Origin of the sequence: Enterobacter sp. BNK-14 (genome assembly GCF_047456095.1) — a bacterium.
Classification (GTDB): domain Bacteria; phylum Pseudomonadota; class Gammaproteobacteria; order Enterobacterales; family Enterobacteriaceae; genus Enterobacter; species Enterobacter kobei.
The window spans coordinates 701,796-727,216 of the sequence record NZ_CP179897.1 but is presented as its reverse complement, the minus strand read 5'-3'; the positions used below and the strand labels follow the sequence as shown (position 1 = coordinate 727,216).

Below are 25,421 nucleotides of genomic sequence, written 5' to 3'. Positions count from 1 at the left end.
ATTATTTTCGCCAGAAGTAGCTGTTTTACACCTTTCAGCAAGGCATCTTCTGTGCGGCCTGTCGCGGAAGACCAGACAAAATATGGTACAATGAATCATCGGTAATATTACACATTGATTAGGGTTTTACGGCCAATGGCACAGCTTTATTTCTACTATTCGGCAATGAATGCCGGCAAATCTACCGCACTGCTGCAATCCTCATACAATTACCAGGAACGAGGGATGCGTACCGTTGTTTATACCGCTGAAATCGACGACCGCTTCGGTGCGGGGAAGGTGAGTTCAAGAATAGGCCTGTCTTCGCCAGCCAGATTGTTTAACCCGCAAACTGACCTGCTGAATGACATCCGCGCTGCGCATGCGTCAGAGCCTATTCATTGCGTTCTGGTTGATGAGAGCCAGTTCCTGACGCGTGAACAGGTTCATGCGCTCTCCGAAGTGGTGGATGAGCTGGATATTCCCGTTCTGTGCTACGGACTGCGTACGGACTTTCGCGGGGAGCTGTTTGCCGGGAGCCAGTATCTGCTCGCCTGGTCAGATAAGCTCGTGGAACTGAAAACTATCTGCTTCTGCGGACGTAAAGCCAGCATGGTGCTTCGACTCGATCAGGCCGGAAAACCTTATGCAGATGGGGAGCAGGTGGTGATAGGCGGCAATGAACGTTATGTCTCGGTCTGTCGTAAGCATTATAAAGAAGCGCTGTCAGTCGGCTCTCTGACGGCGATTCAGCACGACAACAGAAAATAACCTCTTTGTTATTCAGACATAAAAAAACCCGCCTGGAAGGCGGGTTTTTTTCATCAGGCTGTCAGTTAAGCGCTTTTCTTCGCTTTCTTGTCAGCTTTAATGACAGGTGCTTCTGTTTTCACAGCAGCAACGTCACCTTCTTTGAACTCACGACCGTAGTAGGTATCCAGCAGAATCTGTTTCAGCTCGGAGATCAGTGGGTAGCGCGGGTTAGCACCAGTACACTGGTCATCGAATGCATCTTCAGACAGCTTGTCTACGTGAGCGAGGAAGTCAGCTTCCTGAACGCCTGCTTCACGGATAGATTTAGGAATACCCAGTTCAGCTTTCAGGCTTTCCAGCCATGCCAGCAGTTTCTCAATCTTCGCAGCAGTGCGGTCGCCCGGTGCGCTCAGACCAAGGTGGTCAGCGATTTCAGCATAACGACGGCGCGCTTGCGGACGGTCGTACTGGCTGAAAGCCGTCTGCTTGGTTGGGTTGTCGTTGGCGTTATAACGGATAACGTTGCTGATCAACAGGGCGTTCGCCAGACCGTGAGGAATGTGGAACTGTGAACCCAGTTTGTGCGCCATAGAGTGGCAAACACCCAGGAAGGCGTTCGCAAACGCGATACCGGCGATAGTGGCTGCACTGTGGACACGTTCGCGCGCTACAGGGTTCTTAGAACCTTCGTTGTAAGACGCTGGCAGGTTTTCTTTCAGCAGTTTCAGTGCCTGCAGAGCCTGACCGTCAGAGAACTCAGATGCCAGAACAGAAACGTAAGCTTCCAGAGCGTGAGTCACGGCATCCAGACCACCGAAGGCACACAGTGATTTCGGCATTTCCATAACCAGGTTGGCATCAACGATAGCCATATCTGGGGTCAGTGCGTAGTCAGCCAGTGGGTATTTCTGACCGGTTGCATCGTCAGTTACTACTGCAAATGGCGTAACTTCTGAACCCGTACCGGAAGTGGTGGTGACGGCGATCATTTTCGCTTTCACGCCCATTTTCGGGAACTTGTAGATACGTTTACGGATGTCCATAAAGCGTAGCGCCAGTTCTTCGAAGTGGGTTTCTGGATGTTCGTACATAACCCACATAATTTTCGCGGCGTCCATTGGGGAACCACCACCCAGAGCGATAATCACATCTGGTTTGAAGGAGTTCGCCAGTTCAGCACCTTTACGCACCACGCTCAGGGTTGGGTCAGCTTCAACTTCAAAGAACACTTCAGTTTCAACGCCAGACGCTTTCAGAACAGAGGTGATCTGGTCAGCGTAGCCGTTGTTGAACAGGAAACGGTCAGTCACGATGAGCGCACGTTTGTGGCCATCAGTAATCACTTCATCCAGCGCGATTGGCAGAGAGCCACGGCGGAAGTAGATAGATTTCGGAAGTTTGTGCCACAACATGTTTTCAGCTCGCTTAGCAACGGTTTTCTTGTTGATCAGGTGTTTTGGACCAACGTTTTCAGAGATGGAGTTACCACCCCAGGAACCACAACCCAGAGTCAGGGAAGGTGCGAGTTTGAAGTTGTACAGGTCACCGATACCACCCTGAGAAGCAGGGGTGTTAATCAAGATACGGGCAGTTTTCATCATCTGACCGAAGTGAGCAACACGTTCAGGCTGGTTATCCTGGTCGGTGTACAGGCAAGAGGTGTGACCGATACCGCCCATGGCAACCAGTTTCTCGGCTTTCTCTACCGCGTCTTCAAAATCTTTCGCACGGTACATGGCAAGCGTAGGAGACAGTTTTTCGTGAGCAAACGGCTCGCTTTCGTCGACAACTTTTACTTCACCGATCAGGATCTTGGTGGTTGCCGGAACGGTAAAGCCTGCGAGTTCAGCAATTTTATAGGCGGGTTGACCTACGATAGCGGCGTTCAGTGCGCCATTTTTCAGAATGATGTCCTGAACCGCTTTCAACTCTTTACCCTGCAGCAGGTAGCCGCCGTGGCTGGCGAAACGCTCGCGTACAGCGTCGTATACGGAATCAACCACAACAACAGACTGTTCAGATGCACAGATAACGCCGTTATCGAAGGTTTTAGACATCAGTACAGAAGCAACGGCACGTTTGATATCAGCAGTTTCGTCGATAACAACAGGGGTGTTACCCGCGCCAACACCGATGGCAGGTTTACCGGAGCTGTATGCAGCTTTAACCATGCCAGGACCACCGGTCGCCAGGATCAGGTTAATGTCAGGATGGTGCATCAGTGCGTTGGACAGCTCAACGGAAGGTTGGTCGATCCAGCCAATCAGATCTTTTGGTGCGCCTGCGGCAATCGCAGCCTGCAGAACGATATCTGCTGCCTTGTTGGTCGCATCTTTTGCACGTGGATGTGGAGAGAAGATAATTGCGTTACGGGTCTTCAGGCTGATCAGAGATTTGAAGATAGCCGTTGAAGTTGGGTTAGTCGTTGGAACAATACCGCAGATAATACCGATAGGTTCAGCGATGGTGATCGTGCCGAAGGTGTCGTCTTCAGACAGCACGCCACAGGTTTTCTCATCTTTATAGGCGTTGTAGATATACTCTGAAGCAAAGTGGTTTTTGATCACTTTATCTTCAACGATACCCATGCCAGATTCGGCAACGGCCATTTTAGCGAGAGGGATTCGAGCATCTGCAGCAGCCAGAGCGGCAGCGCGGAAGATTTTATCAACCTGTTCTTGGGTGAAATTGGCATATTCACGCTGGGCTTTTTTAACGCGCTCGACGAGGGCGTTCAGTTCAGCGATATTAGTAACAGCCATAATGCTCTCCTGATAATGTTTAAACTCTTTTAGTAAACCAGCGCTCGATACGTCAGACAGTATAGACAGTGCCAATACGACTTGCGTTACATAAAGTAAAACAATGGGTTACTTTATGCTCCAGCACACTAATTTACTAAAAGAGCCTTACCTTAGCATCATCCCTTTTTGACAGGTGACCTTCCTGGGGGGCGTAATCAAGATTACTCACTTCTGAGTACGGAAATCATGATCTGCGTCAATTTCTCCCCAAGCTGATACCTTTCAGCAGGGTTATTTCATGGATATTTTTCCACTGTTAATTAATTAAGTAACTATTGGAAGTGGTGGCATCAATGATTCAACATATGTTTAACATTCTGAAATGCTAACGTTTTGGCACAGATTTCTGGTGAAGTATGCTAATAAAAAGCGTATCTTCAGCGCGATTTTTCATGACAACGTTGTCAGTCCCGGGCATGTGCAAAGGCGGAGCAAAACGTGATCCAAACGCTCTTTGATTTTCCAACGTATTTCAAATTTTTTATCGGTTTGTTTGCCCTGGTTAACCCGGTGGGTATCATTCCTGTCTTTATTAGTATGACCAGTTACCAGACGGCGGCGGCCCGGAACAAAACCAATCTCACCGCTAACCTGTCTGTGGCGATCATCTTGCTCACCTCGCTTTTCCTGGGGGATGCCATTCTCCAGGTCTTCGGTATCTCCATCGACTCCTTCCGCATTGCGGGTGGGATCCTGGTGGTGACCATCGCCATGTCGATGATCAGCGGTAAGCTGGGCGAGGATAAACAGAACAAGCAGGAGAAGTCAGAAACCGCGATACGCGAAAGTATCGGCGTGGTGCCACTGGCTTTACCGCTCATGGCCGGTCCCGGTGCTATCAGTTCGACCATTGTCTGGGGTACGCGTTACCATAGCCTCATGCACCTGATTGGTTTTTCTGTCGCCATTGCTGTTTTCGCGCTCTGCTGCTGGGGGGTATTTCGTATGGCGCCCTGGCTGGTTCGCTTGCTGGGACAGACGGGGATTAACGTCATCACCCGTATTATGGGGTTGTTGTTGATGGCGTTAGGGATCGAATTCATTGTCACCGGTATTAAAAGCATTTTCCCCGGCTTGCTACACTAATATTTCGAATGAAAGAACGGAGCTACGGCTCCGTTTTTTTTACGTGAATATCAGCAAATCATATAACTAAAGTTGAAATGCTCACATATCATAATAAATTCTACTAATAATGTTCATCTCTTTTATTTCAAAGAGTTATGAATTTCGCACAATCCCGCCTGCACAGAAAATCTTCGAACGCTCTGTTATTTTACTCACACGATACTCTGGGGCTTGCTGAGAGATAACCGAAATGTTATTAGTAATTTCAACTTTCCCTTAGAGGAATGTGCTAAATAATGATCAGTTGTTAAATTTTTGTACAAAATCACTCAAAAGTAGCGCAGCGACGCGCGAGTAGAGGAAGTTTTCTCTACCTTATTGAATACCCGGTGTTTTTACCGGCTTTCGATGTCTGGCAGGGCTGCCCCCAACGATACGACGTACTTCGTAAAAGAGAATTGCTTAACAAATTTGCAAAATGTATTGGCGCGCGTTTACGCCATTTGATACTTTCCGGCCTATTATTTTGCAGCATAAAACAATCAGATGAGAATTATTTTCATATAGCTCTCTTCTCAGATATCCAGCTCAGGTCTCAAACAGGGGAGGCCTGTGAAGAATCGACGCAAGACGGCCATACGAGCAGTCAGTAATAAAAAAAGTCGGTGATAGCAAGTAGTAAAAGAAGAACCTGACAGCAGCAAAAAAAACTCCTGCGCTGTACAGGCCCCAACAGGGGAATAGACAGCTGGCGAAAGCCAGTAATTATAATGAGTGGAGTACCAACACAATGTCCATCATCACAAAAAAAAATCTGGTAGCGGCGGGGATTTTAACTGCGCTAATCGCGGGCAATGCTGCAATGGCTGCGGACGTTCCTGCAGGAGTACAACTGGCGGAGAAACAGACGCTGGTGCGTAACAACGGTGCGGAAGTTCAGTCTCTTGACCCGCACAAAATTGAAGGTGTTCCTGAGTCAAACGTTAACCGTGACCTGTTCGAAGGTCTTCTGGTGACTGACGTTGACGGCCACCCGGCACCGGGTGTGGCAGAAAAGTGGGAAAATAAAGATTTTAAAGTCTGGACCTTCCATCTGCGTAAAGATGCCAAATGGTCCGACGGTACGCCGGTTACCGCCGAAGATTTCGTGTATAGCTGGCAGCGCCTGGCGAATCCAAATACCGCCTCTCCGTATGCGAGCTATCTGCAATATGGCCACATCGCCAATATCGATGACATCATCGCCGGTAAAAAGCCGGTCACCGACCTGGGCGTGAAAGCGATCGATGCCAATACCTTTGAAGTGACGTTGAGCGAACCTGTTCCGTACTTCTATAAGTTGCTGGTTCACCCATCCGTTTCCCCGGTACCAAAATCCGCTGTGGAAAAATTTGGTGAAAAATGGACGCAACCTGCCAATATCGTGACCAACGGTGCCTATAAGCTGAAAGACTGGGTGGTCAACGAACGTATGGTCCTGGAGCGTAACCCGCAATACTGGGATAACGCGAAGACCGTGATTAATCAGGTCACCTACCTGCCAATCTCTTCTGAAGTAACGGATGTTAACCGCTACCGTAGCGGTGAAATCGACATGACCTATAACAACATGCCGATTGAACTGTTCCAGAAGCTGAAAAAAGAGATCCCGAAAGAAGTTCACGTCGACCCATACCTGTGCACTTATTACTACGAAATCAACAACCAGAAAGCACCGTTCACCGACGTACGCGTTCGTACTGCGCTGAAGCTGGCACTGGATCGCGATATTATCGTGAACAAAGTGAAAAACCAGGGCGATCTCCCGGCGTATAGCTACACCCCTCCTTATACCGATGGAATGAAACTGGTTGAGCCTGAATGGTTCAAGTGGTCTCAGGAAAAACGTAACGAAGAAGCGAAAAAGCTGCTGGCTGAAGCGGGCTACACTGCCGATAAGCCATTAACGTTTAACCTGCTGTACAACACGTCAGATCTGCATAAAAAACTGGCTATCGCCGTCGCGTCTATCTGGAAGAAAAACCTGGGCGTCAACGTTAAGCTGGAAAACCAGGAGTGGAAAACCTTCCTCGATACGCGTCATCAGGGGACCTTCGACGTGGCGCGTGCAGGCTGGTGTGCGGACTATAACGAACCGACCTCCTTCCTGAACACGATGCTCAGCGACAGTTCAAACAACACTGCGCACTATAAGAGCCCGGCGTTCGACAAGATCATCGCTGATACGCTGAAAGTGTCTGACGATGCGCAACGCGCAGAATTGTACGCGAAATCTGAAGAGCAGCTCGATAAAGACTCTGCAATCGTACCGGTTTACTACTACGTTAACGCCCGTCTGGTGAAACCGTGGGTAGGGGGTTATACCGGTAAAGACCCGTTGGATAATATTTCCGTTAAGAATCTTTATATTATCAAGCATTAATGGCAATACGTGGGGTGAGCCTGGCTTGCCCCACTGTGTCTACTTTGTAACATTCATCAGGCACACGCCAGAAGGTACGGGCAATGTTGAAATTTATCCTGCGTCGCTGTCTAGAAGCGATACCAACGTTATTTATTCTAATTACGATTTCCTTCTTTATGATGCGTCTCGCACCGGGAAGTCCATTTACCGGTGAACGTACGCTGCCGCCGGAAGTTATGGCGAATATCGAGGCGAAGTATCACTTAAACGATCCCATCACTACCCAATACTTCAATTATTTGAAGCAGCTGGCGCACGGTGATTTTGGACCGTCATTTAAATATAAAGACTATTCCGTAAACGACCTGGTGGCCTCCAGCTTCCCGGTTTCGGCAAAACTGGGTGCTGCGGCATTCATTCTGGCCGTCGTTCTCGGGGTCACCGCAGGCGTTATCGCCGCGCTCAGACAAAATACCAAATGGGATTATGCCGTAATGGGGGTGGCAATGACCGGGGTAGTGATACCCAGCTTCGTTGTCGCGCCATTACTGGTGATGATATTTGCCATTACGCTGAAGTGGCTGCCTGGCGGCGGCTGGAACGGCGGGGCGCTGAAGTTCATGATTTTGCCAATGGTGGCATTATCTCTGGCCTATATCGCCAGTATCGCGCGTATCACCCGTGGTTCTATGATCGAAGTGCTGCATTCGAACTTCATCCGCACCGCGCGCGCGAAAGGGCTGCCGATGCACCGGATTATCTTCCGCCATGCGCTCAAGCCGGCGCTGCTGCCGGTGCTCTCCTATATGGGGCCTGCATTCGTTGGGATCATCACGGGCTCGATGGTTATCGAAACCATCTACGGCCTGCCGGGCATTGGTCAGCTGTTCGTTAACGGCGCGCTCAACCGCGACTATTCGCTGGTACTGAGCCTGACGATCCTCGTTGGTGCGCTCACCATTCTCTTTAACGCGATCGTTGATGTGCTGTATGCCGTCATCGACCCGAAAATCCGTTACTAACTGGAGCACGCCATGATGTTGAGTAAGAAAAACAGCGAGGCGCTGGAAAACTTCAGTGAAAAACTGGAAGTGGAAGGTCGTAGTCTCTGGCAGGATGCACGCCGTCGCTTTATGCACAACCGTGCCGCCGTCGCCAGTCTGGTGGTTCTGGTGATCATCGCGCTGTTTGTGACCCTGGCACCGATGCTGTCGCAATTTACCTATTTCGATACGGACTGGGGCATGATGTCCAGCGCGCCGGATATGGAATCCGGTCACTATTTCGGGACCGACTCATCCGGCCGTGATCTGCTGGTGCGCGTCGCGATTGGGGGGCGTATCTCGTTGATGGTCGGTATCGCCGCCGCGCTGGTGGCGGTAATTCTGGGTACGCTCTACGGCTCACTTTCCGGCTACCTTGGCGGCAAAGTGGACTCAGTGATGATGCGTTTGCTGGAAATCCTGAACTCCTTCCCGTTTATGTTCTTCGTCATTCTGCTGGTGACCTTCTTCGGCCAGAACATTCTGTTGATTTTCGTGGCCATCGGGATGGTTTCCTGGCTGGATATGGCGCGTATCGTACGCGGCCAGACGCTGAGCCTGAAACGTAAAGAATTTATCGAAGCCGCGCAGGTTGGTGGCGTATCTACCCGAAATATCGTGGTTCGCCATATTGTTCCTAACGTGCTGGGGGTGGTTGTGGTCTATGCCTCACTGCTGGTGCCAAGCATGATCCTGTTTGAATCCTTCCTCAGCTTCCTGGGGCTGGGTACGCAGGAACCACTGAGCAGCTGGGGCGCGCTGTTGAGCGATGGTGCAAACTCGATGGAAGTATCACCGTGGCTGTTGCTCTACCCGGCGGGTTTCCTGGTGGTCACACTGTTTTGTTTCAACTTTATCGGCGATGGCCTGCGTGATGCCCTCGACCCGAAAGACCGTTAAGGAGCGCCGTCATGACAATTATTGAAACGGCCACTGCGCCACAGGCGCAACAGCAGAGCAATCTTCTGCTGGACGTAAAAGACCTCCGTGTGACCTTTAAAACCCCTGACGGGGATGTTACCGCCGTCAACGATCTCAACTTCAACCTGAGCGCGGGTGAAACGCTGGGGATTGTCGGTGAATCAGGCTCCGGAAAATCCCAGACCGCCTTTGCGTTGATGGGCCTGCTGGCATCTAACGGTGTGATTGGCGGTTCCGCAAAATTCAATGGTCGCGAAATCCTCAACCTGCCGGAGCACGAGCTGAACAAGCTGCGTGCCGAGCAGATCTCGATGATTTTCCAGGACCCGATGACCTCGCTGAACCCGTATATGCGCGTCGGTGAGCAGCTGATGGAAGTCCTGATGCTGCATAAAGGTCTGGGGAAAGCGGAAGCGTTTGAGGAATCCGTCAAAATGCTGGATGCGGTAAAAATGCCGGAAGCGCGTAAGCGCATGCGCATGTTCCCGCACGAATTCTCCGGCGGTATGCGTCAGCGCGTGATGATTGCTATGGCGCTGCTGTGCCGGCCAAAACTGCTGATTGCCGATGAACCGACTACCGCACTGGACGTTACCGTTCAGGCGCAAATCATGACCCTGCTGAACGAGCTTAAGCGTGAGTTCAACACGGCGATTATCATGATTACCCACGATCTGGGTGTTGTTGCCGGTATCTGTGACAAAGTGCTGGTGATGTATGCCGGTCGTACGATGGAATACGGCAAAGCGCGGGACGTGTTCTATCAGCCTGCCCATCCATACTCCATTGGCCTGCTGAACGCGGTGCCGCGGCTTGATGCGGAAGGGGAATCCCTGCTCACCATTCCGGGTAACCCGCCAAACCTGCTGCGTCTGCCAAAAGGCTGTCCGTTCCAGCCGCGCTGTCCGCATGCGATGGAAATCTGCAACAGCGCACCGCCGCTGGAAGCATTTGCACCAGGCCGTCTGCGCGCCTGCTTTAAGCCGCAGGAGGAGCTGGTATGAACGCATTAGATGAAAAACGCAATGTGCTGCTCGAAATCGCTGACCTTAAAGTGCATTTCGACATTAAGGACGGTAAACAGTGGTTCTGGCAGCCGCCGAAAACCCTAAAAGCGGTCGATGGCGTCACCCTGCGTCTGTACGAGGGGGAGACCCTGGGGGTCGTGGGCGAGTCCGGCTGTGGGAAATCCACTTTCGCACGTGCCATTATCGGCCTGGTCAAAGCTACCGACGGAAAAGTGGCGTGGCTGGGTAAAGACCTGCTGGGGATGAAGCCCGACGAGTGGCGCGACGTGCGAAGCGACATCCAGATGATTTTCCAGGATCCGCTGGCATCACTTAACCCGCGTATGACCATCGGAGAGATTATTGCCGAGCCGCTGCGCACCTATCATCCTAAGATGCCGCGTCAGGAAGTCCGTGATCGCGTAAAGGCGATGATGCTGAAAGTGGGGCTGTTGCCTAACCTCATTAACCGTTATCCGCACGAATTCTCCGGCGGTCAGTGTCAGCGAATTGGTATTGCGCGTGCGCTGATCCTTGAGCCGAAGCTGATTATCTGTGATGAGCCAGTTTCCGCGCTGGACGTTTCCATTCAGGCGCAGGTGGTAAACCTGCTGCAGAAACTGCAGCGTGAGATGGGGCTGTCGCTGATCTTCATTGCGCACGATCTGGCCGTCGTAAAACACATTTCTGACCGCGTGCTGGTGATGTATCTGGGTCATGCCGTGGAGCTGGGCACGTATGATGAGGTGTACCACAATCCGCTGCACCCTTACACCAAAGCACTGATGTCTGCAGTACCCATCCCCGATCCCGATCTGGAGAAAAATAAAACGATCCAGCTTCTGGAAGGAGAATTGCCTTCACCGATTAATCCGCCGTCAGGTTGCGTGTTCCGTACGCGCTGCCCGATGGCCGGGCCGGAATGTGCGAAAACACGACCGGTTCTGGAAGGCAGTTTCCGACATGCGGTTTCCTGCCTTAAAGTAGACCCGTTATAATCGCAAGGGCTGACATGATGTCAGCCCTTATTTATTGCGAGGTTACCGTGTCGCGTTTATTCACTTCAGCCCGTCGACGGCTCTATCATCTTTTATTCGATCCAGAAACGGTATCGGGACGCCGTTTTGAGGGACTCTGCGCGCTGTTTGCGTTACTTAGCGTCATTGTCATCTTTATTGAATCCGGTGTCGGGACACAATATCACCTGACTTTTGATGAATGGCATGCCTTTGTCTGGCTTGAACTGGCGATCACCCTGGTCTTTACCGCTGAGTATATTCTGCGGGTCGTTTGCTGGCCCAATCCGGCAAAGTACGTATTCAGCTTCTGGGGTTTTATCGATTTAGCGACGATCCTGCCGCTCTATGTCATGTGGCTATGGCCAGAAATCAGTCTCAACTATGTTTTCGCCTGGCGCGCCATGCGCGTGATTCGCGTATTGCGAATTCTTAAATTGCTGCGTTTTATGCCGTCGCTGCGCGTATTCTGGAGTGCCATCGTTAGCGCACGACATCAGCTTATTCTGTTTTACTCGTTTATTGCCATTGTGATGATTGTTTTCGGCGCGCTGATGTATTTGATAGAAGGGCCCAAATACGGCTTCACAACGCTCAACGCCTCCGTCTACTGGGCCATCGTGACCGTGACGACCGTGGGGTACGGTGATATCACACCCCATACGCCGCTGGGGCGCATAGTGGCATCTGTGCTCATTCTGATTGGGTATTCGGTGATTGCTATCCCGACGGGGTTAATTACCACGCACATGAGCAGTGCATTTCAAAGCCACAAAGCGCAGCGTAAATGTCCGCGCTGTCATCAGGGCGAACATGAGCAGAGCGCGCGGTTTTGCAACCGCTGTGGGAGCGAGTTACCGTAGTAAATAAAAAAGGCTGCCATCGCAGCCTTTTTTATTATTCGCGCCAGAGAATGTGGCACAGCTTGTGGTCTTTCTCCCGGCAGAGCAGGACGCGAGCGAAAATGTCGTTAATTTCCCCACCATCTTCATCAGCCAGCCCAATCACCACTTCGGCAAAGAAGTCAGGATTCAGGTCGAAATCCACATGTTCAGCCCAGTCTTCTGCAGGGTCGAACAATTCGGCACCGCCGCGCTCTTCGAACTGCAGATTAAAGAGGATCACGTCCGCGGGATCGAGGTTATCAACCGCCAGTTCGAGAAAAATGTCATAGGCCTGCTCGAGCGTTTCGTCTTCGGTCAGGCGATTGTTCAGATCCATTTCCATGATGACTACCTGTTTAACATCGTTGGGCACGTTTTACAGCAACGGACTAAAGAAGTAAAACAGTCGTTCAGCTATTCTCTGCCACAGCGGGCGTTTTACCCACAGCCTGGCATCCAGCAGCCGCGAGCGGGAGATATAATCATCCTGCACCGCCGCCAGGTCACCGCCAAATCCGGCGTCATCAATCACCAGGGTGATTTCAAAGTTCAGCCACAGGCTGCGCATATCGAGGTTTACCGTGCCCACCAGGCTTAATTCGCCGTCGACAAGCACGCTCTTGGTGTGCAGCAGCCCGCCTTCAAACTGGTATATTTTCACCCCGGCGGCCAGCAGTTCGCTAAAGAAGGCGCGGCTGGCCCAGCCCACCAGAAGCGAGTCATTTTTGCGGGGCAAAATGATACTCACATCGACACCGCGCTGCGCTGCGGTACAGATCGCGTGCAGCAGGTCATCGCTGGGGACGAAGTAGGGCGTCGTCATGATCAAATATTCACGCGCTGAGTAGGTAGCCGTCAGCAGCGCCTGATGAATTAAGTCTTCCGGGAAGCCAGGCCCGGAGGCAATGGTATGAATAGTATGACCGCTGGCCTCTTCAAACGGCATGATGTTGCCATCTGGCGGTGGGGGCAGAATACGCTTGCCGGTCTCTATCTCCCAGTCGCAGGAGTAAACGATACCCATCGAGGTGGCAATCGGCCCCTCCATTCGTGCCATCAGATCCACCCATTGCCCGACGCCGGAGTCCTGTTTAAAGAAGCGCGGGTCAACCATGTTCATACTGCCGGTATAGGCAATATAATTATCAATCATGATCATTTTACGGTGCTGGCGTAGGTCCATCCGGCGCAGAAAGACGCGCAGGAGATTTACCTTTAGCGCCTCAACCACTTCGATACCGGCATTACGCATCATGCCTGCCCAAGGGCTGCGGAAAAACGCCACGCTGCCTGCGGAGTCCAGCATCAGACGGCAGTGGATCCCCCGACGCGCGGCCGCCATCAGGGATTCAGCGACCTGGTCGGCCATGCCGCCGGGCTGCCAGATATAGAACACCATCTCAATGTTATGGCGAGCAAGCTGGATATCGCGGATCAACGCCTGCATCACGTCATCGGAGGAGGTCAGAAGCTGGAGCTGGTTCCCCTTAACGCCGCCAATCCCCTGACGCCGTTCGCAGAGCTTAAACAGCGAGGAGGCTACGCTGCTGTTCTCCTCGGCAAAGATATGTTTGCAGGCTTTAAGATCGTTAAGCCACTTCGCGGTGGAAGGCCACATGGCACGCGCCCGCTCGGCCCGGCGTTTACCCAGATGAAGCTCACCGAAAGAGAGATAGGCAATAATTCCCACCAGCGGGAGGATGTAAATGATCAGAAGCCAGGCCATGGCAGAGGGTACGGCTCTGCGCTTCATCAGGATGCGTAATGTCACACCCGCGATTAACAGCCAGTATCCCAAAATGACCAGCCAACTCACCACGGTGTAGAAGGTTGTCATGGTTAAAAAATCCTTTTGAAAGCGTATTGTTATGAGTGTACGCATCAGGATTCATCTGGCAAATAAAAACGCCAGGTAAAAGCGCTGGTTTGCTGCCGGGTTGGGTTTATAATGGCGGCTCTGTTTGAGAAAGAGTTGTAGACATGAAGCGCAGTAGAACAGAAGTAGGGCGCTGGCGCATGTTGCGACAGGTGAGTCGTCGTAAGGCTCGTTGGCTGGAAGCACAATCCCGCCGCAATATGCGTATCCACGCCATCAGAAAATGTGGATTGAACAGGCACCGCAACGCGTTGCTGTTCGCCGTCCAGGATATCTGAAAACCCTGAGGGCACCGCAAGGTGCCCGCTGATTTTATAGTGTCTTATTTAGAGAATATCGTTATTGCTGCGATATTCCGGTGATGTTTAGCAAAAGGAGGGAGAGGTGTTTGCGGAGTTTGGCGTACTGAATTTCTGGACGTATGTTGTTGGCGCATTTTTTATTGTGCTGGTGCCGGGCCCGAATACCCTGTTTGTGCTGAAGACCGGGATCGGTCACGGCGTTAAAAAAGGATATCTTGCCGCCACAGGTGTGTTTATCGGCGATGCGGTTCTGATGTTTCTCGCCTGGGCCGGTGTCGCGGCTTTAATCCAGACCACGCCTGTACTGTTTAATATCGTACGCTATCTGGGTGCTTTCTATTTACTCTGGCTGGGCGGCAAAATGCTCTGGTCGGTGATTAACCGTCAGAATCATGCTCATGAGAGCGGAACTGAACCTGCCAGTATGATCATGAAACGTGCCCTGGTACTGAGCCTGACGAATCCAAAAGCGATTCTGTTCTACGTTTCGTTCTTTGTGCAGTTTATTGACGTGAATGCACAAAATACCGGGACCTCTTTTCTGATCCTCGCCACCACGCTTGAGTTGATTAGCTTTATGTATATGAGCTTCCTGATCTTCTCCGGTGCGTTTGTCACGCGTTATTTGAAAACCAAAAAGAAACTGGCAAAGCTGGGGAACGGGCTGATAGGGCTGCTGTTTGTCGGATTTGCGGCGCGGTTAGCGTCACTGCATTGATGTGAAGAAAGGCTCCTGAGGGAGCCTTTTTAATGTCTGGCGTAGCTGGGAAGCCGCGCCAGACAAGGCTTCACGTTTTACTACTAGCAGTCAAAAGCCATAAAAAGCGGCTAGGGTGTGGACACATTGTGGACATTCTGACAACCATTTGCACCCTTCAACGGGTTAAGCGAAATCGCATCCTGCAGGTACTGAGGAGCGAAGTGCGCATAGACCATCGTCTGCGCTATCTTCGTATGACCTAAGATCCTCTGCAGTGTGATGATGTTGCCCCCGTTAATCATAAAGTGCGTGGCGAAAGAGTGTCGTAACGCATGTGTTGCTTGCCCCGCCGGTAAGTCGGGCTTAACTTCTTTGAGGATTCGCCTGAATTCAGCATAACTGGCATCAGGAAACAGAAAGCCTCGTGCTTTGCCGACTACGTAAGCTGCAACGTCATCAGAGATCGGGACCGTGCGCGGTGTGTTGGTTTTCGTCTTAACGAAAGACACCCGGTTATGAATCACGTTCTCCGCTTTTAGCCTTGCAGCCTCACCCCATCTTGCCCCGGTACTCAGACACAAGACGGCAATTTTACGATTATCTCCTGATAGCGCTGCCAGTAAGGCGTCAATTTCCTCAAGAGTGAGATAGCCTGTTTCGGCAGTCTGCTCTTTCAGTTTTTTGAACCCCCTAAACGGATGCTCGCCGTTATACATTTCTGACTCAATCAGGGTAGTAAACATCCCACCTAATGTAATCAGGTCGCGGTTGATGGTAGTTGGCTTAATACCTTCAGCCCGGCGTTGAGCACAATATTGCGTTATCAGGCTCTTGGTGATCTGGAAAGCGCATGGGTTACCGGTCATCGTTTCGAAACGCTCAATTTTCCTTAGATACGATTGACCGTGTTCCTCGTGTTTACCTTTCAGCTTCCACCATAACTCTTTCAGTTCTGACAGTTGGCGTTTGTCCGTGGGTTTTGAAAGCCATTCCTTTGAGTGATGGTTATATTGAGTATGCTTTTCAAAAGCCATCGCCTCGCTTTTCTTGTCGAACTTCCGACGGATGCGTTTTCCGTTACGCCCAGCCGGTCTAATGTCCACTTCATATCGACCATCATCGAGCTTTTTAACAGACATAAAGCCTCCCGATGATGTTACTGCGTACTTCAATTTCCTGATTTAGATAGCAAAAACTCACTGTGCATTTATTGCACAAAAAAACGCCGTAAATGGTTAGCCAGTTTTCTGGTCTGAGTGGGGTGACGTTGTTGTCTGCTGCCCAAAGTGCGCGAGAGCCGGTGCAATCTGCCCAGCTTCAGGTGATATCGTCTCTGTCATGAACCACATCGTGTATTTTTTGAACTGAGGATGATTCAAAATCTTCATCACCGCCTGTATGCCCATATCTTTTACACCCTTTTCGTAACTCGAAAGAGAGCTGTATGGAACGCCTGTTAAGTCACTGAATTCCTTCCTATTCATACGTTCTGACTCACGCATGATCGCTAGCTTTTCATTTACGGGTATCATCGTAATTAACACTCCACTATTGATAGAAAAACGATAACGGAGTAATCTTAAATTCGTTATCGCAAACCAATGGCTCCAATATGGCAATTAATAGCCATTAGGAGCAATTAAAACACTAACGAGGAATACTCACAAATGAATAGGGTCATTGATAGTGTGAGCGACGCAGTTCCATACCAGGAATTCGCGCGCCTTATTGGTAAAACACCTGCAGCCGTTAAAGGCATGATTGAGAAGGGCAAGCTGCCTGTAGTCGAGATGACTGATCCACAGTCAACGAGTGGGCGCGCAGGGGAATATTGGGTTTATCTGCCAGCGTGGAACAAGGGCATGAAGATGGCCTATGACAGCCGCCCGAAGGAAATTAGAGATGGTTGGTTGATGTGGCTCGGATTAGGGGAGCCAGTATGAAGAATGAACCTCGCTGTATCGCACAGCTGCTTCGAAGAGAAAGCCCTAATCCAATCAACTTCACTATCACACACGGTCGCGGACGCAAGGGCATCATCATCCGAACCCGTAAGACGGGTGTAATCGAGAAGCTTCGTCGCTTGGTCAAAAAGAGAGGGCTGTGGTTATGACAGTAATGACACTTGATGTGATCCAGAAACAACCAACAGCGCTCCGCGGTCTGGTCTGCAAGTATCTGGCTCAGCCTCGCTGGCAGGACACTTGTGATTTTTACAATCAGATGATGGAGCGGGAGCGTCTTACGGTTTGTTTCCACGCTCAATTAAAACAGCGTCACTCTGTGATGCGCTTAGAGGAAATGGCTGAAGCCGATCGTGAGCGTCTTGTTTGTGCGCTTGATGAATTGAGAAATGCATTCGCCCGGCACCGCCAACTTGGCGTGTCGAAAGCAACTTTCATCAGTCGCCTAACCGTTAGCCAAAGGCGAACACTGTTTCTTCATGCGGGACTGACCGAGCAGGAATTTATGATGCCGCACTGGCGTTTGAATGAAGAGGGCTGTTATTGGCGCGACAAACTTTTCCGCGCTTTGCGAGAACTGTTTAGCCTATTTGAGTACGCACCAACCATTTTAACCTCGGTAAAACCTGAGCAGTATTTACATTAATTAATCTGGATTCGTTTTATTACGCGCCTTACAGCGTGGGGACTCCCTTTGTCCGGAGATAGGCAAATGCAAAAACAAAATACAGCTCCAAGTGGCATGTTTTCCGCTCTTCTGGAGCAGGCAGTAAACGAAGCACAGCGCGACCTCGTGACACGATTCTCATCTCGATTTGACGGGCTTATCGCGCATATCAGCAAGTCTGAGCTCAATCGTACCGAGATTATCGAGTTATTAGGTCAAGAGTCGGCAAATTTGCACAACTCAATTTTCGATTGAGCAGGCAAACCACTTTTAAAAGGAAGCCAGAATGAGCATACGCATCGAGATTAATAACCAATACGTCATCACCAGTGACCGCTATCAATTCATTTTGCAGGAAAAAAAGACCACTACATCCGGGAAGAATGAAGGTAAGGAATGGCTGGACGTTGTGGGTTACTACCCAACTATCCCTAAGCTTATCTCAGGCCTGGTATTGCATGATCTTTTGACCAGCGATCTTACTGGCTTCACAGCTCTGGAAGCTCGGATTGAACGCATGGGGAAGCAATGTCTGGACGCCTTTAAATAGTATGTCCATCGAATCTCGGGGGCGTATTGCCCCCTCGCCACCACCACCATTTTTGAAGGGCACCAGTGATTCATTCGTTGGTGCTTATCCCTGGAATAACGTCAACGAAAAGGCTATTGGCCGCGACAGACCCCTTACACGTGCCGAACTCCGTCAGGTGCAAGGTGTTTTAAACCGTATTGGCCGTCTGCCGTTTTTCCTGCAAACGCTGTATACATCGCGTTATAACTTCATCCGCCGTAAAAAGAGCCCTTTGGGTGGGCTGTATTTCCTTAAAAACACGTTTGAGCGCAAGCTGCTGCCGCGTCTTGAGCGTGTTAATGAGCTGTGCGGGATGAATGAATCCGCCTCGATTGGTTTTCTGTCCGAGCGCGACCAGTATGCGCGCTTACCAGATATGAATGACAAAGAGCTCAGGAAATTTGCGGCCAGAATTGCCTCTCAGCTCTGGAGCAAATACGAGGAGTTAAGCGACGCCTGGGGGGATGCTCACGGCGGGAAAGAGACACTTTTCACCGATGAAGCTCAGTCGCACCTATACGGGCAAGTGGCCGGGGTTGCTCGCGCATTTAACATCACCCCGATGTACTGGAAAAAATACCGTAAGGGTCAGATGACGATCCGCATGGCATTTTCCGCTATTTCACGTCTGATCAAGGATGAGTGGTGGGTTAACCAGCTCAAGGCGCAGAGGATGCGCTGGCGCGAGGCGCTGCTCATCGCAGCAGGTGAGGTCAACAAAGACCGTTCACCTTACGCAAGCAAAATAGCGATCCGCGATGTTCACACGCGCCGCCTGGCTAATCTCGAATACCTCAAATCCTGCGAGCTGGAAAACAAAGTCACCGGTGAACGTATCGACCTCATCAGCAAGGTTATGGGGAGTATTTCTAACCCTGAAATACGTCGTATGGATCTGATGAATACCATCGCCGGGATTGAGCGCTACGCGGCCAGCGCCGGTGATGTGGGGATGTTTATCACCCTGACCACACCCTCGAAATACCATCCGACCCGACAGGTCGGCAAAGGCGAAAGCAAAACAGTGCAGCTCAATCACGGCTGGAACGACACCGCATTTACGCCAAAAGACGGCCAGCGCTATCTCTGCCGAATCTGGAGCCTGATGCGTACCGCTTTCAAGGATAACGATTTGGAAGTGTACGGGATGCGCGTTGTCGAACCGCACCACGACGGCACGCCACACTGGCACATGATGCTGTTTTGCAAACCCTGTCAGCGTAAAGCCATCAACGAAATCATGCGTCGTTATGCCCTCAAAGAGGACGGACACGAAAAGGGCGCGGCAAAACAGCGCTTTGAGTCCCGTCATCTTAATCAGGGCGGCGCGGCGGGTTATATCGCTAAATACATTGCCAAAAATATCGACGGCTACGCACTTGACGGCCAGCTCGACCACGACACCGGCAAGCCCCTGAAAGATACGGCCGCAGCCGTCACCGCATGGGCGTCTACATGGCGCATCCCGCAGTTTAAACCGATTGGCCTCCCGACGATGGGCGCTTACCGCGAACTGCGCAAGCTGCCGCGCGGAGTGAGTATCGCGAGCGAATTTGACGACAGGGTCGAGGCCGCGCGTGCTGCTGCAGATGAAGGGGATTTTGAGCGGTACATCATCGCGCAGGGTGGGGCAAACATGCCGCGTGATGCTCAGGCCGTCAGGGTCGCCCGTAAGGTGACGGATGAGGTCAACGAGTACGAGGAAGATATCGAGAGGGTGGTCGGGATTTATGCCCCTCATCTCGGGGCTGACCGTGTCCATGTAACCCGTACAGCCGAATGGCGAATCGTTCCAAAGGTTTTGGCCGTTGAGCCTTTGACCTTAAAAAGCGGCTCTGCCGCGCCTCGGAGTCCTGTCAATAACTGTGGAAAGCTCACCGCCGCTGGCGATCCAGTTATGACACCCACACCGTCTGAGCAAGCCGCAGCGGTGTTAAATCTGATTGAGCGCGGGGTTATCGGCTGGAATGAGCCGGACGTCGTGAAGGTGCTTAACAGGGCGTTAAAAGCTGGCGCACCGCGCAAAAATCGGCAGCAAAGAAGCAATGCGCCGCTCAAAACCAGCGAGCAAGCGCCATCAGCCAGGATGACAAAACCCGAAAGGGATCGCGTCGCAAAAATTCGTTTCGATTTAGCTCAGGAGGGCATTTCCCCGGAACGGTGGGAGCTCGATGCGCTGACTCGTGGGGCAATGGTGATTTATGGCGATAAAAAATTCAGATATCCGGTTGCTGATGAGTGGCCGGGAAATTCAACTAAAAAGGAGTGGGCTTTATGAAAACTTATTACATCCATCCGATGGCATTCGGTAGCACACAAGACCCAGGACACGGCCATGTGCACGTTGTTAAGGCTGATGAAGCAGAGAAGCGCATAGCAGAACTGCAGGCGCGGGAGGTGAAATTACCTGAACGTTATGAAGTTGAAATGTGTCCCACGCCGTCCCCGAATGGGGAAGTGCGCATTCTCTACGCAGCCCTTAACAGTACACCAACGATAGCAACGCCACCGGTGCTGAAACTTGCTTTCAGTGCCGGTGGTGTTGAACAACGTTATTAATCAGATATCTGCAAAAAAATTGCTCGCTTTGACATTTTGCATTTACGGGACGAATTATTTAGATATAGGATTAGCTCAGGCTGACAAGAGCATGACTTTATAAGTCATTAATTAGTATGTAATTTATGAGCATTTAAAGGTGTAATGATGTCAAAATTCGATGAACTATGCGCGGCATACAAAAACTTTAGGTCTGAATATTCATCTGTAAGGGAGGATGCAATTAGTTTTTCAGGCTGGCTAGTTGCACAATATCTATCATATTTGGGGATAGACCACAGCTCACCCGCATTCAGGTTGATACCTTTAGTGGGTGAGGAAAAGGTCAATTCAACATACAGCCCTTTCGGCGCAACACATCTTGGCGATGATGGCTACTGGTGTATGGGGATTAGGCTTACAATTTACGAGCAGAAAAATATGCACCCTCAACTTCCTTTGCAAATCGGGATCAAGTTCCTCCGCAACATTGATAGTTCTCATACTGTAGGTCTCTTGGGCTCGGACTCAACATTTAAGGTATCGCGTGATGATGACGGGCGTGAATTGAATGTCTTCTTCGATTCGATACAAAAAGAAATCCAAAAAGTCCTAAAGGCTCAGGCTGATTTTTTGCATGGAAAAAATAATAAAATGAGCACCATCGGATTTATACAGCAACAAGTTGATGATGATCTCAAAGCAGAAAGTAGCGGGGAATAATGAGTTTTAGCTGGCCTTTTTGGGGCCAGCTTTTCACTGTTAGTGTCAAAGATAGCTGCGCATGAATCAGGTGCATTAGATTGCATGCGATTAGGATATTTATTAATAGCATTTAGCGCCAGCGCTGGCGCGGGTCGGCTCTCCCGTTGCACCTGCATGAAAAGAGATACATCAAGCGGGCAGGCGAGGCGGGGATAGCACTGCGCGCCGGGCGTGGTGACAGGATTTATTTTACGCGTCTGCGTGCGTCGTGGTGGCGCGTTGTTGGGTGCGGTCGGCTTATGAGGTCTTGGCGCAGTTGCGTCACGTGTGCGGCGTCTGGCTCGCTCTGAGGTGATGCCGCCCTGAGGCGGCATTTTGGGCGGAGTTTAGTCGGTCTCGATGCCGTAATCCTTAAAGCGGATCACCTCCATTTCTAACCAATCATTAATCTCTTTGAAACGCTCCTGCAGCGGCGTCAGCTCATTACGCACAAACACCCGCGCCACCTTCTCGATATCGCCCATCGAGCCGAGATTTTCAGGCTTGCCGCCCATGAGCTGGAACGGCACGCGATGCGCGTCGAGCAGGTCGGCGGCGCTCACCTTCTTGATGTTAAAAAAATCATCCTTTGTAGCGACTTCACTCAGCGGCACGATCTTGATGCCGTCCGGTTTTCCGTTCGGGGCATAGAAGAAAAGGTTTTTGAAATTCCCGAGCCCTTTCGAATCCCGCATCGCGGAGCGCAGCGACTCAACGTCAGTGCTGCTCTGCGCCGCGTCGGTCACGTACATGATGTAACCCGCGTGCGCGCCGTTCTGGTAATACTTGCGACGAAACAGCGTGGCGGATTCATTCAGCCAGGCTGAATTGAGCGCGCTCAGGTATTCGGGCATCCCGTAGAGCTCCTGATTGATATCGGGCTCCAGCAAATGACATACCGAGCCGGGCGCAAACTGGTGCGGGTGTGTGAAGTCAGACACGTACCAGTAAACGCCATCCTCGACGCCACGGCGGGTATATTTGGCCGGTGAGGTTTCCAACTTCAGGAGCTGGCCGGTGACGCTCATGCGCTTTTCGAGATAGCCGTTGGCAAAGACCAGATAATCGAGCACAAGGCGGCTGAAATCCTGACGTGACAGCAACGGGTGCGGGATATAGGTACTCGTCAGGATGTTGCGCTTTACGTAAATCGGAGAGCTGTGGTGCACGGCGGCGCGCAGGCTTTTCGCCAGCCCGGAGAAGTTGACCGGCGGCTCGTACCATTTTCCGTTATTGATGCACTCGACATAGTCGAGTATGTCGCGGCGATCCAGAACGGGTGACGGTTCGCCAAAGGTGAACGCCTCGATTTTCTGCGGTGCGCTGGCGGTCATGTTGGTCTGCTTTGTCTGTTTCTTTTGACGTTTTTTCATCTTAGTTAATGTCCAGAATTGAGCTTGATTGCATACCGCTACCGGCTGAAAGCGGCTCGTTTAACAGGGCGTGCATGGTCGCCCACGCGATATCCGCGTGGCTGGCTTCCTCACTGCGGCTGGCTTCATAGGTGGCGCTGCGGCCACTGCTGGTCATGGTTTTGCGGATAGCCATAAATGATTGAGTGATGTCGGTTGCACCGGCGTCATATTCCAGACACCCGCGCCTGATGGTGTCTTTTGCTTTCAGCACCATCGCGGTTTTCATTTCCGGCGTGTAGCGGATGGCACGCGCTGCCGGGAAGAATGAGCGCACGAGCTGATAGACACCCTGGCCGATGCCTGTCGCATCAATGCCGATATAGTCGACGGTGTATTTCTCGGTCAGCGCCCGGATGGCCTCGGCCTGCGCGGCAAAGTCCATGCCTTTCCACTGGTGACGCTCAAGGATGCGGAACTTGCCACCGGCAACCAGCGGCGGAGCTAGTACCGCGCACCCGGCGCTGTCGCCGGTGTGTGACGGGTCATAGCCAATCCAGACCGGTCGCCAGTTAAACGGACGGTCGGCGAACGGCTCGAAGTCCTCCCATTCTTCCATCGCATCGACCATGCAGCGCTGCAGCTCCTCGAACGGGAATACCGACGCCTTATCGTCGACAAACTCGCACATAAACAGGTTACGGAAGTCATCCGCGCTGTTTTCCTGCTTAAGCTGGTTGAGGTTAAACAGGGTGCAGCCACCGGCGAGCGCGTCCTCAATGGTGACAATCTGCCGCCATTGTCCATCACCGCACAGCATTCCACCGGCAAGCGCCTGATGACTGATATCGATGTCGACACGTTCGTAGCGGTTGCTGCGGCCACGGTTAAACAGCTCGCCTGACCAGAACGGGTAAGCGCCGTGCGCCAGCGTCGACGGGGTCGAAAAATAGGTGGTGCGCAGGTGCGACTGCGAGGCCATGCCCGAGGCGACTTTGCGCAGCTTCTGGAAATTGGGTATCCAGAAAATTTCATCGACGTACAAATCCCCGTTGTGACTCTGCGCAGTGTTGGAATTGGTCCCGAGAAAAATCAGCTCAGCGCCATTGTTGCCAATGACGATCGGGTCGCCTGACAGATCGACATCAACCAGACGGGCAAAGGCGATGATGTACTTACGGAACACGTAAGCCTGCGTTTTACTGGCCGACAAAAATATCTGGTTTTGCCCGGTCTTAAGCGCGCGCAGGAGTGACTCGCGCGCAAAGTAGAACGTCGCGCCAATCTGGCGGGATTTCAGGATGTGGCGGATGCGGTGCTCTAATCCCGCTTTATGCCAGCGGAGCTGATAGTCAAACGACTGGTCGAAGAAAATCTCTTCCAGCTTTTCAATCGCTTCATCACTGAAGAAATTGCGTTTCGGCTTTTTGCGATCCCCTTTATTACGGCTGGCGATATTGGGGTTTAAATCCACCTCGTTTCCGGTCTGGCCGTAGCGGTTAATGCGCGCGAGCCGCTCCATCTGGCGCGACAAAAAATCCGCGACTTTGAAGTCATGCGCGGTCAGGTCTGGCTTAGCGTAGAGCTGGATAAGCCGCGCCTCTAATGTCGATTCCACGCGGTTAATCGGCGCGGTTTCTTCCCATCCATCCCGCTGTTTCCAGCTCTGCACGGTCGGGCGCTTGAGCTGCAGCATGTCGCAGATTTGCGGTACGGCGAACCCCTGCCAGTACAACAGCCGCGCCTGTCGTCGCGGGTCATTTAACAGTGAAAGATCAGTTGAAAAGGTCATGCTTGCCTCGTTTTTGGTGTGACGTGGCAAGGCTAAGGAAATAGGGGGGTATTCGCGCTAAGTGCCTGTTGTGTCAGATCTAATCAGATCGTAAGCGGTGGCTGATACGGGTCAGAGTCGGGAAACTAACCCCGACCCGAAAACCCAACATCAGGACACCTGAACAATGGCAAAGAAAGTTTCTAAATGGTTTCGCATCGGCGTCGAGGGTGACACCTGCGACGGCCGCGTCATCAGCGGCGATGATATTCAGGATATGGCCGACATGTTCGACCCGCGCGTCTACGGCTGCCGCATTAACCTCGAACATATCCGGGGGTTGATGCCTGACAGCCAGTTTAAACGTTATGGCGATGTGACCGAGCTTAAGGCGGAGATTATCAGCGATGGATCTGCGCTCGATGGCAAAAAAGCGCTGTTTGGCAAAATTCAGCCGCTCGACGAGCTGGTCAGCATGGTGAAAGCCGGTCAGAAGGTTTACACCTCGATGGAGATCCGCCCGAACTTTGCCAACAGCGGTAAATGTTACCTCGTTGGCCTTGCCGTCACCGATGACCCGGCAAGCCTCGGCACGGAATACCTCGAATTCTGCAGCCGCGCCACGCAGAACCCGCTCGCCGGTAAAAAAGACCAGCCAGACGACGTTTTTTCTGTCGCCTCACTGGCTGAACTGGAATTTGAGGACGTTCCCGACACCATGCTCAACAGCCTGACCGACAAGGTTAAGGCCATCTTCAGCCGCAAACAGGTCAGCGATGATGCACGTCTCGCCGATGTGCATGAGGCTGTCACCACCGTCACCGAGCTGGTGCAAACCAACCTCACTGCCACCGACCAGCGCATCACCGAGCTGGAGACCGCTTTTGCGCAGCTTAAGCAGGACGTGACCAGCAAAGTCGATGAAAACGCGCAGGCGTTTACCTCACTGAAAAGCTCCCTCGACTGCACCGAAAGCCAGCGCCAGCCGCGCCGCGAGCTTTCAAAAGGCGGTACCGGCGACGAGCTGCTGACCAACTGCTGATAACCCGCCGGGCGT

General features: G+C 51.7%; 25 protein-coding genes. 18 read left to right on the top strand and 7 right to left on the bottom strand.

Going from position 1 to position 25,421, the window contains the following annotated elements:
- The first annotated feature begins 135 nt into the window (after window positions 1-135).
- Window positions 136-750 (top strand): thymidine kinase, encoded by a 615-nt coding sequence (gene tdk, locus ACMGGM_RS03515; RefSeq protein ID WP_023330574.1) that lies wholly within the window; start codon window positions 136-138, stop codon window positions 748-750.
- A gap of 65 nt (window positions 751-815) precedes the next feature.
- On the opposite strand, the gene adhE is transcribed toward tdk, so the two are convergent.
- Window positions 816-3,494, bottom strand: a complete 2,679-nt coding sequence (adhE, locus tag ACMGGM_RS03510; protein WP_023330573.1) for a bifunctional acetaldehyde-CoA/alcohol dehydrogenase — start codon at window positions 3,492-3,494, stop codon at window positions 816-818.
- A gap of 480 nt (window positions 3,495-3,974) precedes the next feature.
- On the opposite strand from adhE, the gene ACMGGM_RS03505 reads away from it, so the two are divergent.
- From ACMGGM_RS03505 to ACMGGM_RS03475, 7 genes are all read left to right on the top strand, one after another.
- The gene (locus ACMGGM_RS03505) at window positions 3,975-4,622 is read left to right on the top strand and encodes a YchE family NAAT transporter (protein ID WP_014884164.1); all 648 of its coding nucleotides are present in this window, start codon (window positions 3,975-3,977) and stop codon (window positions 4,620-4,622) included.
- Between the two features lie 772 nt (window positions 4,623-5,394).
- Window positions 5,395-7,026 (top strand): oligopeptide ABC transporter substrate-binding protein OppA, encoded by a 1,632-nt coding sequence (oppA, locus tag ACMGGM_RS03500; RefSeq protein WP_023330572.1) that lies wholly within the window; start codon window positions 5,395-5,397, stop codon window positions 7,024-7,026.
- Window positions 7,027-7,109: 83 nt separating this feature from the next.
- Window positions 7,110-8,030 (top strand): oligopeptide ABC transporter permease OppB, encoded by a 921-nt coding sequence (oppB, locus tag ACMGGM_RS03495; RefSeq protein WP_063943224.1) that lies wholly within the window; start codon window positions 7,110-7,112, stop codon window positions 8,028-8,030.
- Window positions 8,031-8,042: 12 nt separating this feature from the next.
- Window positions 8,043-8,951: an oligopeptide ABC transporter permease OppC gene (oppC, locus tag ACMGGM_RS03490; protein ID WP_014884161.1), complete on the top strand. Its 909-nt coding sequence runs from the start codon at window positions 8,043-8,045 to the stop codon at window positions 8,949-8,951.
- Between the two features lie 11 nt (window positions 8,952-8,962).
- The gene (locus ACMGGM_RS03485; RefSeq protein WP_014884160.1) at window positions 8,963-9,976 is read left to right on the top strand and encodes an ABC transporter ATP-binding protein; all 1,014 of its coding nucleotides are present in this window, start codon (window positions 8,963-8,965) and stop codon (window positions 9,974-9,976) included.
- Window positions 9,973-10,977, top strand: a complete 1,005-nt coding sequence (gene oppF, locus ACMGGM_RS03480) for a murein tripeptide/oligopeptide ABC transporter ATP-binding protein OppF (protein WP_014884159.1) — start codon at window positions 9,973-9,975, stop codon at window positions 10,975-10,977. Before ACMGGM_RS03485 ends, oppF begins: the two co-directional genes overlap by 4 nt.
- 14 nt (window positions 10,978-10,991) lie before the next feature.
- Window positions 10,992-11,858, top strand: a complete 867-nt coding sequence (locus ACMGGM_RS03475) for an ion transporter (protein WP_050862652.1) — start codon at window positions 10,992-10,994, stop codon at window positions 11,856-11,858.
- A gap of 34 nt (window positions 11,859-11,892) precedes the next feature.
- Here the strand turns inward: ACMGGM_RS03475 and ACMGGM_RS03470 are convergent, their stop codons facing one another.
- Together ACMGGM_RS03470 and cls are read right to left on the bottom strand one after the other, a co-directional pair.
- Window positions 11,893-12,222: an HI1450 family dsDNA-mimic protein gene (locus tag ACMGGM_RS03470; RefSeq protein WP_003856748.1), complete on the bottom strand. Its 330-nt coding sequence runs from the start codon at window positions 12,220-12,222 to the stop codon at window positions 11,893-11,895.
- Between the two features lie 33 nt (window positions 12,223-12,255).
- Window positions 12,256-13,716 (bottom strand): cardiolipin synthase, encoded by a 1,461-nt coding sequence (gene cls / locus ACMGGM_RS03465; protein ID WP_008502791.1) that lies wholly within the window; start codon window positions 13,714-13,716, stop codon window positions 12,256-12,258.
- A 143-nt stretch (window positions 13,717-13,859) separates the two neighbouring features.
- Here cls and ACMGGM_RS03460 point away from each other — a divergent pair, with 143 nt between their 5' ends.
- Together ACMGGM_RS03460 and leuE are read left to right on the top strand one after the other, a co-directional pair.
- The gene (locus ACMGGM_RS03460) at window positions 13,860-14,033 is read left to right on the top strand and encodes a YciY family protein (protein ID WP_017384232.1); all 174 of its coding nucleotides are present in this window, start codon (window positions 13,860-13,862) and stop codon (window positions 14,031-14,033) included.
- Window positions 14,034-14,139: 106 nt separating this feature from the next.
- Entirely contained in the window at window positions 14,140-14,775 is a 636-nt protein-coding gene (gene leuE, locus ACMGGM_RS03455) for a leucine efflux protein LeuE (protein ID WP_014884157.1), read from the top strand.
- A gap of 110 nt (window positions 14,776-14,885) precedes the next feature.
- Here the strand turns inward: leuE and ACMGGM_RS03450 are convergent, their stop codons facing one another.
- Together ACMGGM_RS03450 and ACMGGM_RS03445 are read right to left on the bottom strand one after the other, a co-directional pair.
- Window positions 14,886-15,896, bottom strand: a complete 1,011-nt coding sequence (locus ACMGGM_RS03450; protein WP_414149118.1) for a tyrosine-type recombinase/integrase — start codon at window positions 15,894-15,896, stop codon at window positions 14,886-14,888.
- A gap of 96 nt (window positions 15,897-15,992) precedes the next feature.
- Window positions 15,993-16,289, bottom strand: a complete 297-nt coding sequence (locus tag ACMGGM_RS03445) for a helix-turn-helix domain-containing protein (RefSeq protein WP_000613396.1) — start codon at window positions 16,287-16,289, stop codon at window positions 15,993-15,995.
- Between the two features lie 135 nt (window positions 16,290-16,424).
- On the opposite strand from ACMGGM_RS03445, the gene ACMGGM_RS03440 reads away from it, so the two are divergent.
- The 7 genes from ACMGGM_RS03440 to ACMGGM_RS03410 all read left to right on the top strand — a co-directional run bounded on the left by ACMGGM_RS03440 (window position 16,425) and on the right by ACMGGM_RS03410 (window position 21,220).
- On the top strand, window positions 16,425-16,700 hold the full coding sequence (locus ACMGGM_RS03440; RefSeq protein ID WP_032658818.1) for a regulatory phage cox family protein: 276 nt from the start codon (window positions 16,425-16,427) through the stop codon (window positions 16,698-16,700).
- Between the two features lie 166 nt (window positions 16,701-16,866).
- Complete coding sequence (locus tag ACMGGM_RS03435; RefSeq protein WP_414149117.1) at window positions 16,867-17,367, top strand: replication protein B; 501 nt, start codon at window positions 16,867-16,869, stop codon at window positions 17,365-17,367.
- 66 nt (window positions 17,368-17,433) lie between these two features.
- The gene (locus ACMGGM_RS03430; protein ID WP_414149116.1) at window positions 17,434-17,643 is read left to right on the top strand and encodes a DUF2732 family protein; all 210 of its coding nucleotides are present in this window, start codon (window positions 17,434-17,436) and stop codon (window positions 17,641-17,643) included.
- Window positions 17,644-17,674: 31 nt separating this feature from the next.
- On the top strand, window positions 17,675-17,938 hold the full coding sequence (locus tag ACMGGM_RS03425) for a DUF5405 family protein (protein WP_414149115.1): 264 nt from the start codon (window positions 17,675-17,677) through the stop codon (window positions 17,936-17,938).
- A 1-nt stretch (window position 17,939) separates the two neighbouring features.
- Window positions 17,940-20,237, top strand: a complete 2,298-nt coding sequence (locus tag ACMGGM_RS03420; RefSeq protein ID WP_414149173.1) for a replication endonuclease — start codon at window positions 17,940-17,942, stop codon at window positions 20,235-20,237.
- Complete coding sequence (locus ACMGGM_RS03415) at window positions 20,234-20,518, top strand: hypothetical protein (protein ID WP_032609411.1); 285 nt, start codon at window positions 20,234-20,236, stop codon at window positions 20,516-20,518. Before ACMGGM_RS03420 ends, ACMGGM_RS03415 begins: the two co-directional genes overlap by 4 nt.
- 147 nt (window positions 20,519-20,665) lie before the next feature.
- A complete protein-coding gene (locus ACMGGM_RS03410) occupies window positions 20,666-21,220 on the top strand; it encodes a hypothetical protein (protein ID WP_032609409.1) in 555 nt (184 codons plus the stop codon).
- A 368-nt stretch (window positions 21,221-21,588) separates the two neighbouring features.
- Here the strand turns inward: ACMGGM_RS03410 and ACMGGM_RS03405 are convergent, their stop codons facing one another.
- Together ACMGGM_RS03405 and ACMGGM_RS03400 are read right to left on the bottom strand one after the other, a co-directional pair.
- Window positions 21,589-22,614 carry a phage portal protein gene (locus tag ACMGGM_RS03405; protein ID WP_414149114.1) on the bottom strand — a complete coding sequence of 342 codons (1,026 nt, stop codon included), beginning with the start codon at window positions 22,612-22,614 and terminating at the stop codon, window positions 21,589-21,591.
- Between the two features lies 1 nt (window position 22,615).
- Window positions 22,616-24,385, bottom strand: coding sequence for a terminase ATPase subunit family protein (locus ACMGGM_RS03400; RefSeq protein WP_414149113.1), 1,770 nt, complete (start codon window positions 24,383-24,385; stop codon window positions 22,616-22,618).
- Window positions 24,386-24,551: 166 nt separating this feature from the next.
- On the opposite strand from ACMGGM_RS03400, the gene ACMGGM_RS03395 reads away from it, so the two are divergent.
- Window positions 24,552-25,406 carry a GPO family capsid scaffolding protein gene (locus ACMGGM_RS03395; protein WP_253161877.1) on the top strand — a complete coding sequence of 285 codons (855 nt, stop codon included), beginning with the start codon at window positions 24,552-24,554 and terminating at the stop codon, window positions 25,404-25,406.
- The last annotated feature ends 15 nt before the right edge of the window (window positions 25,407-25,421 follow it).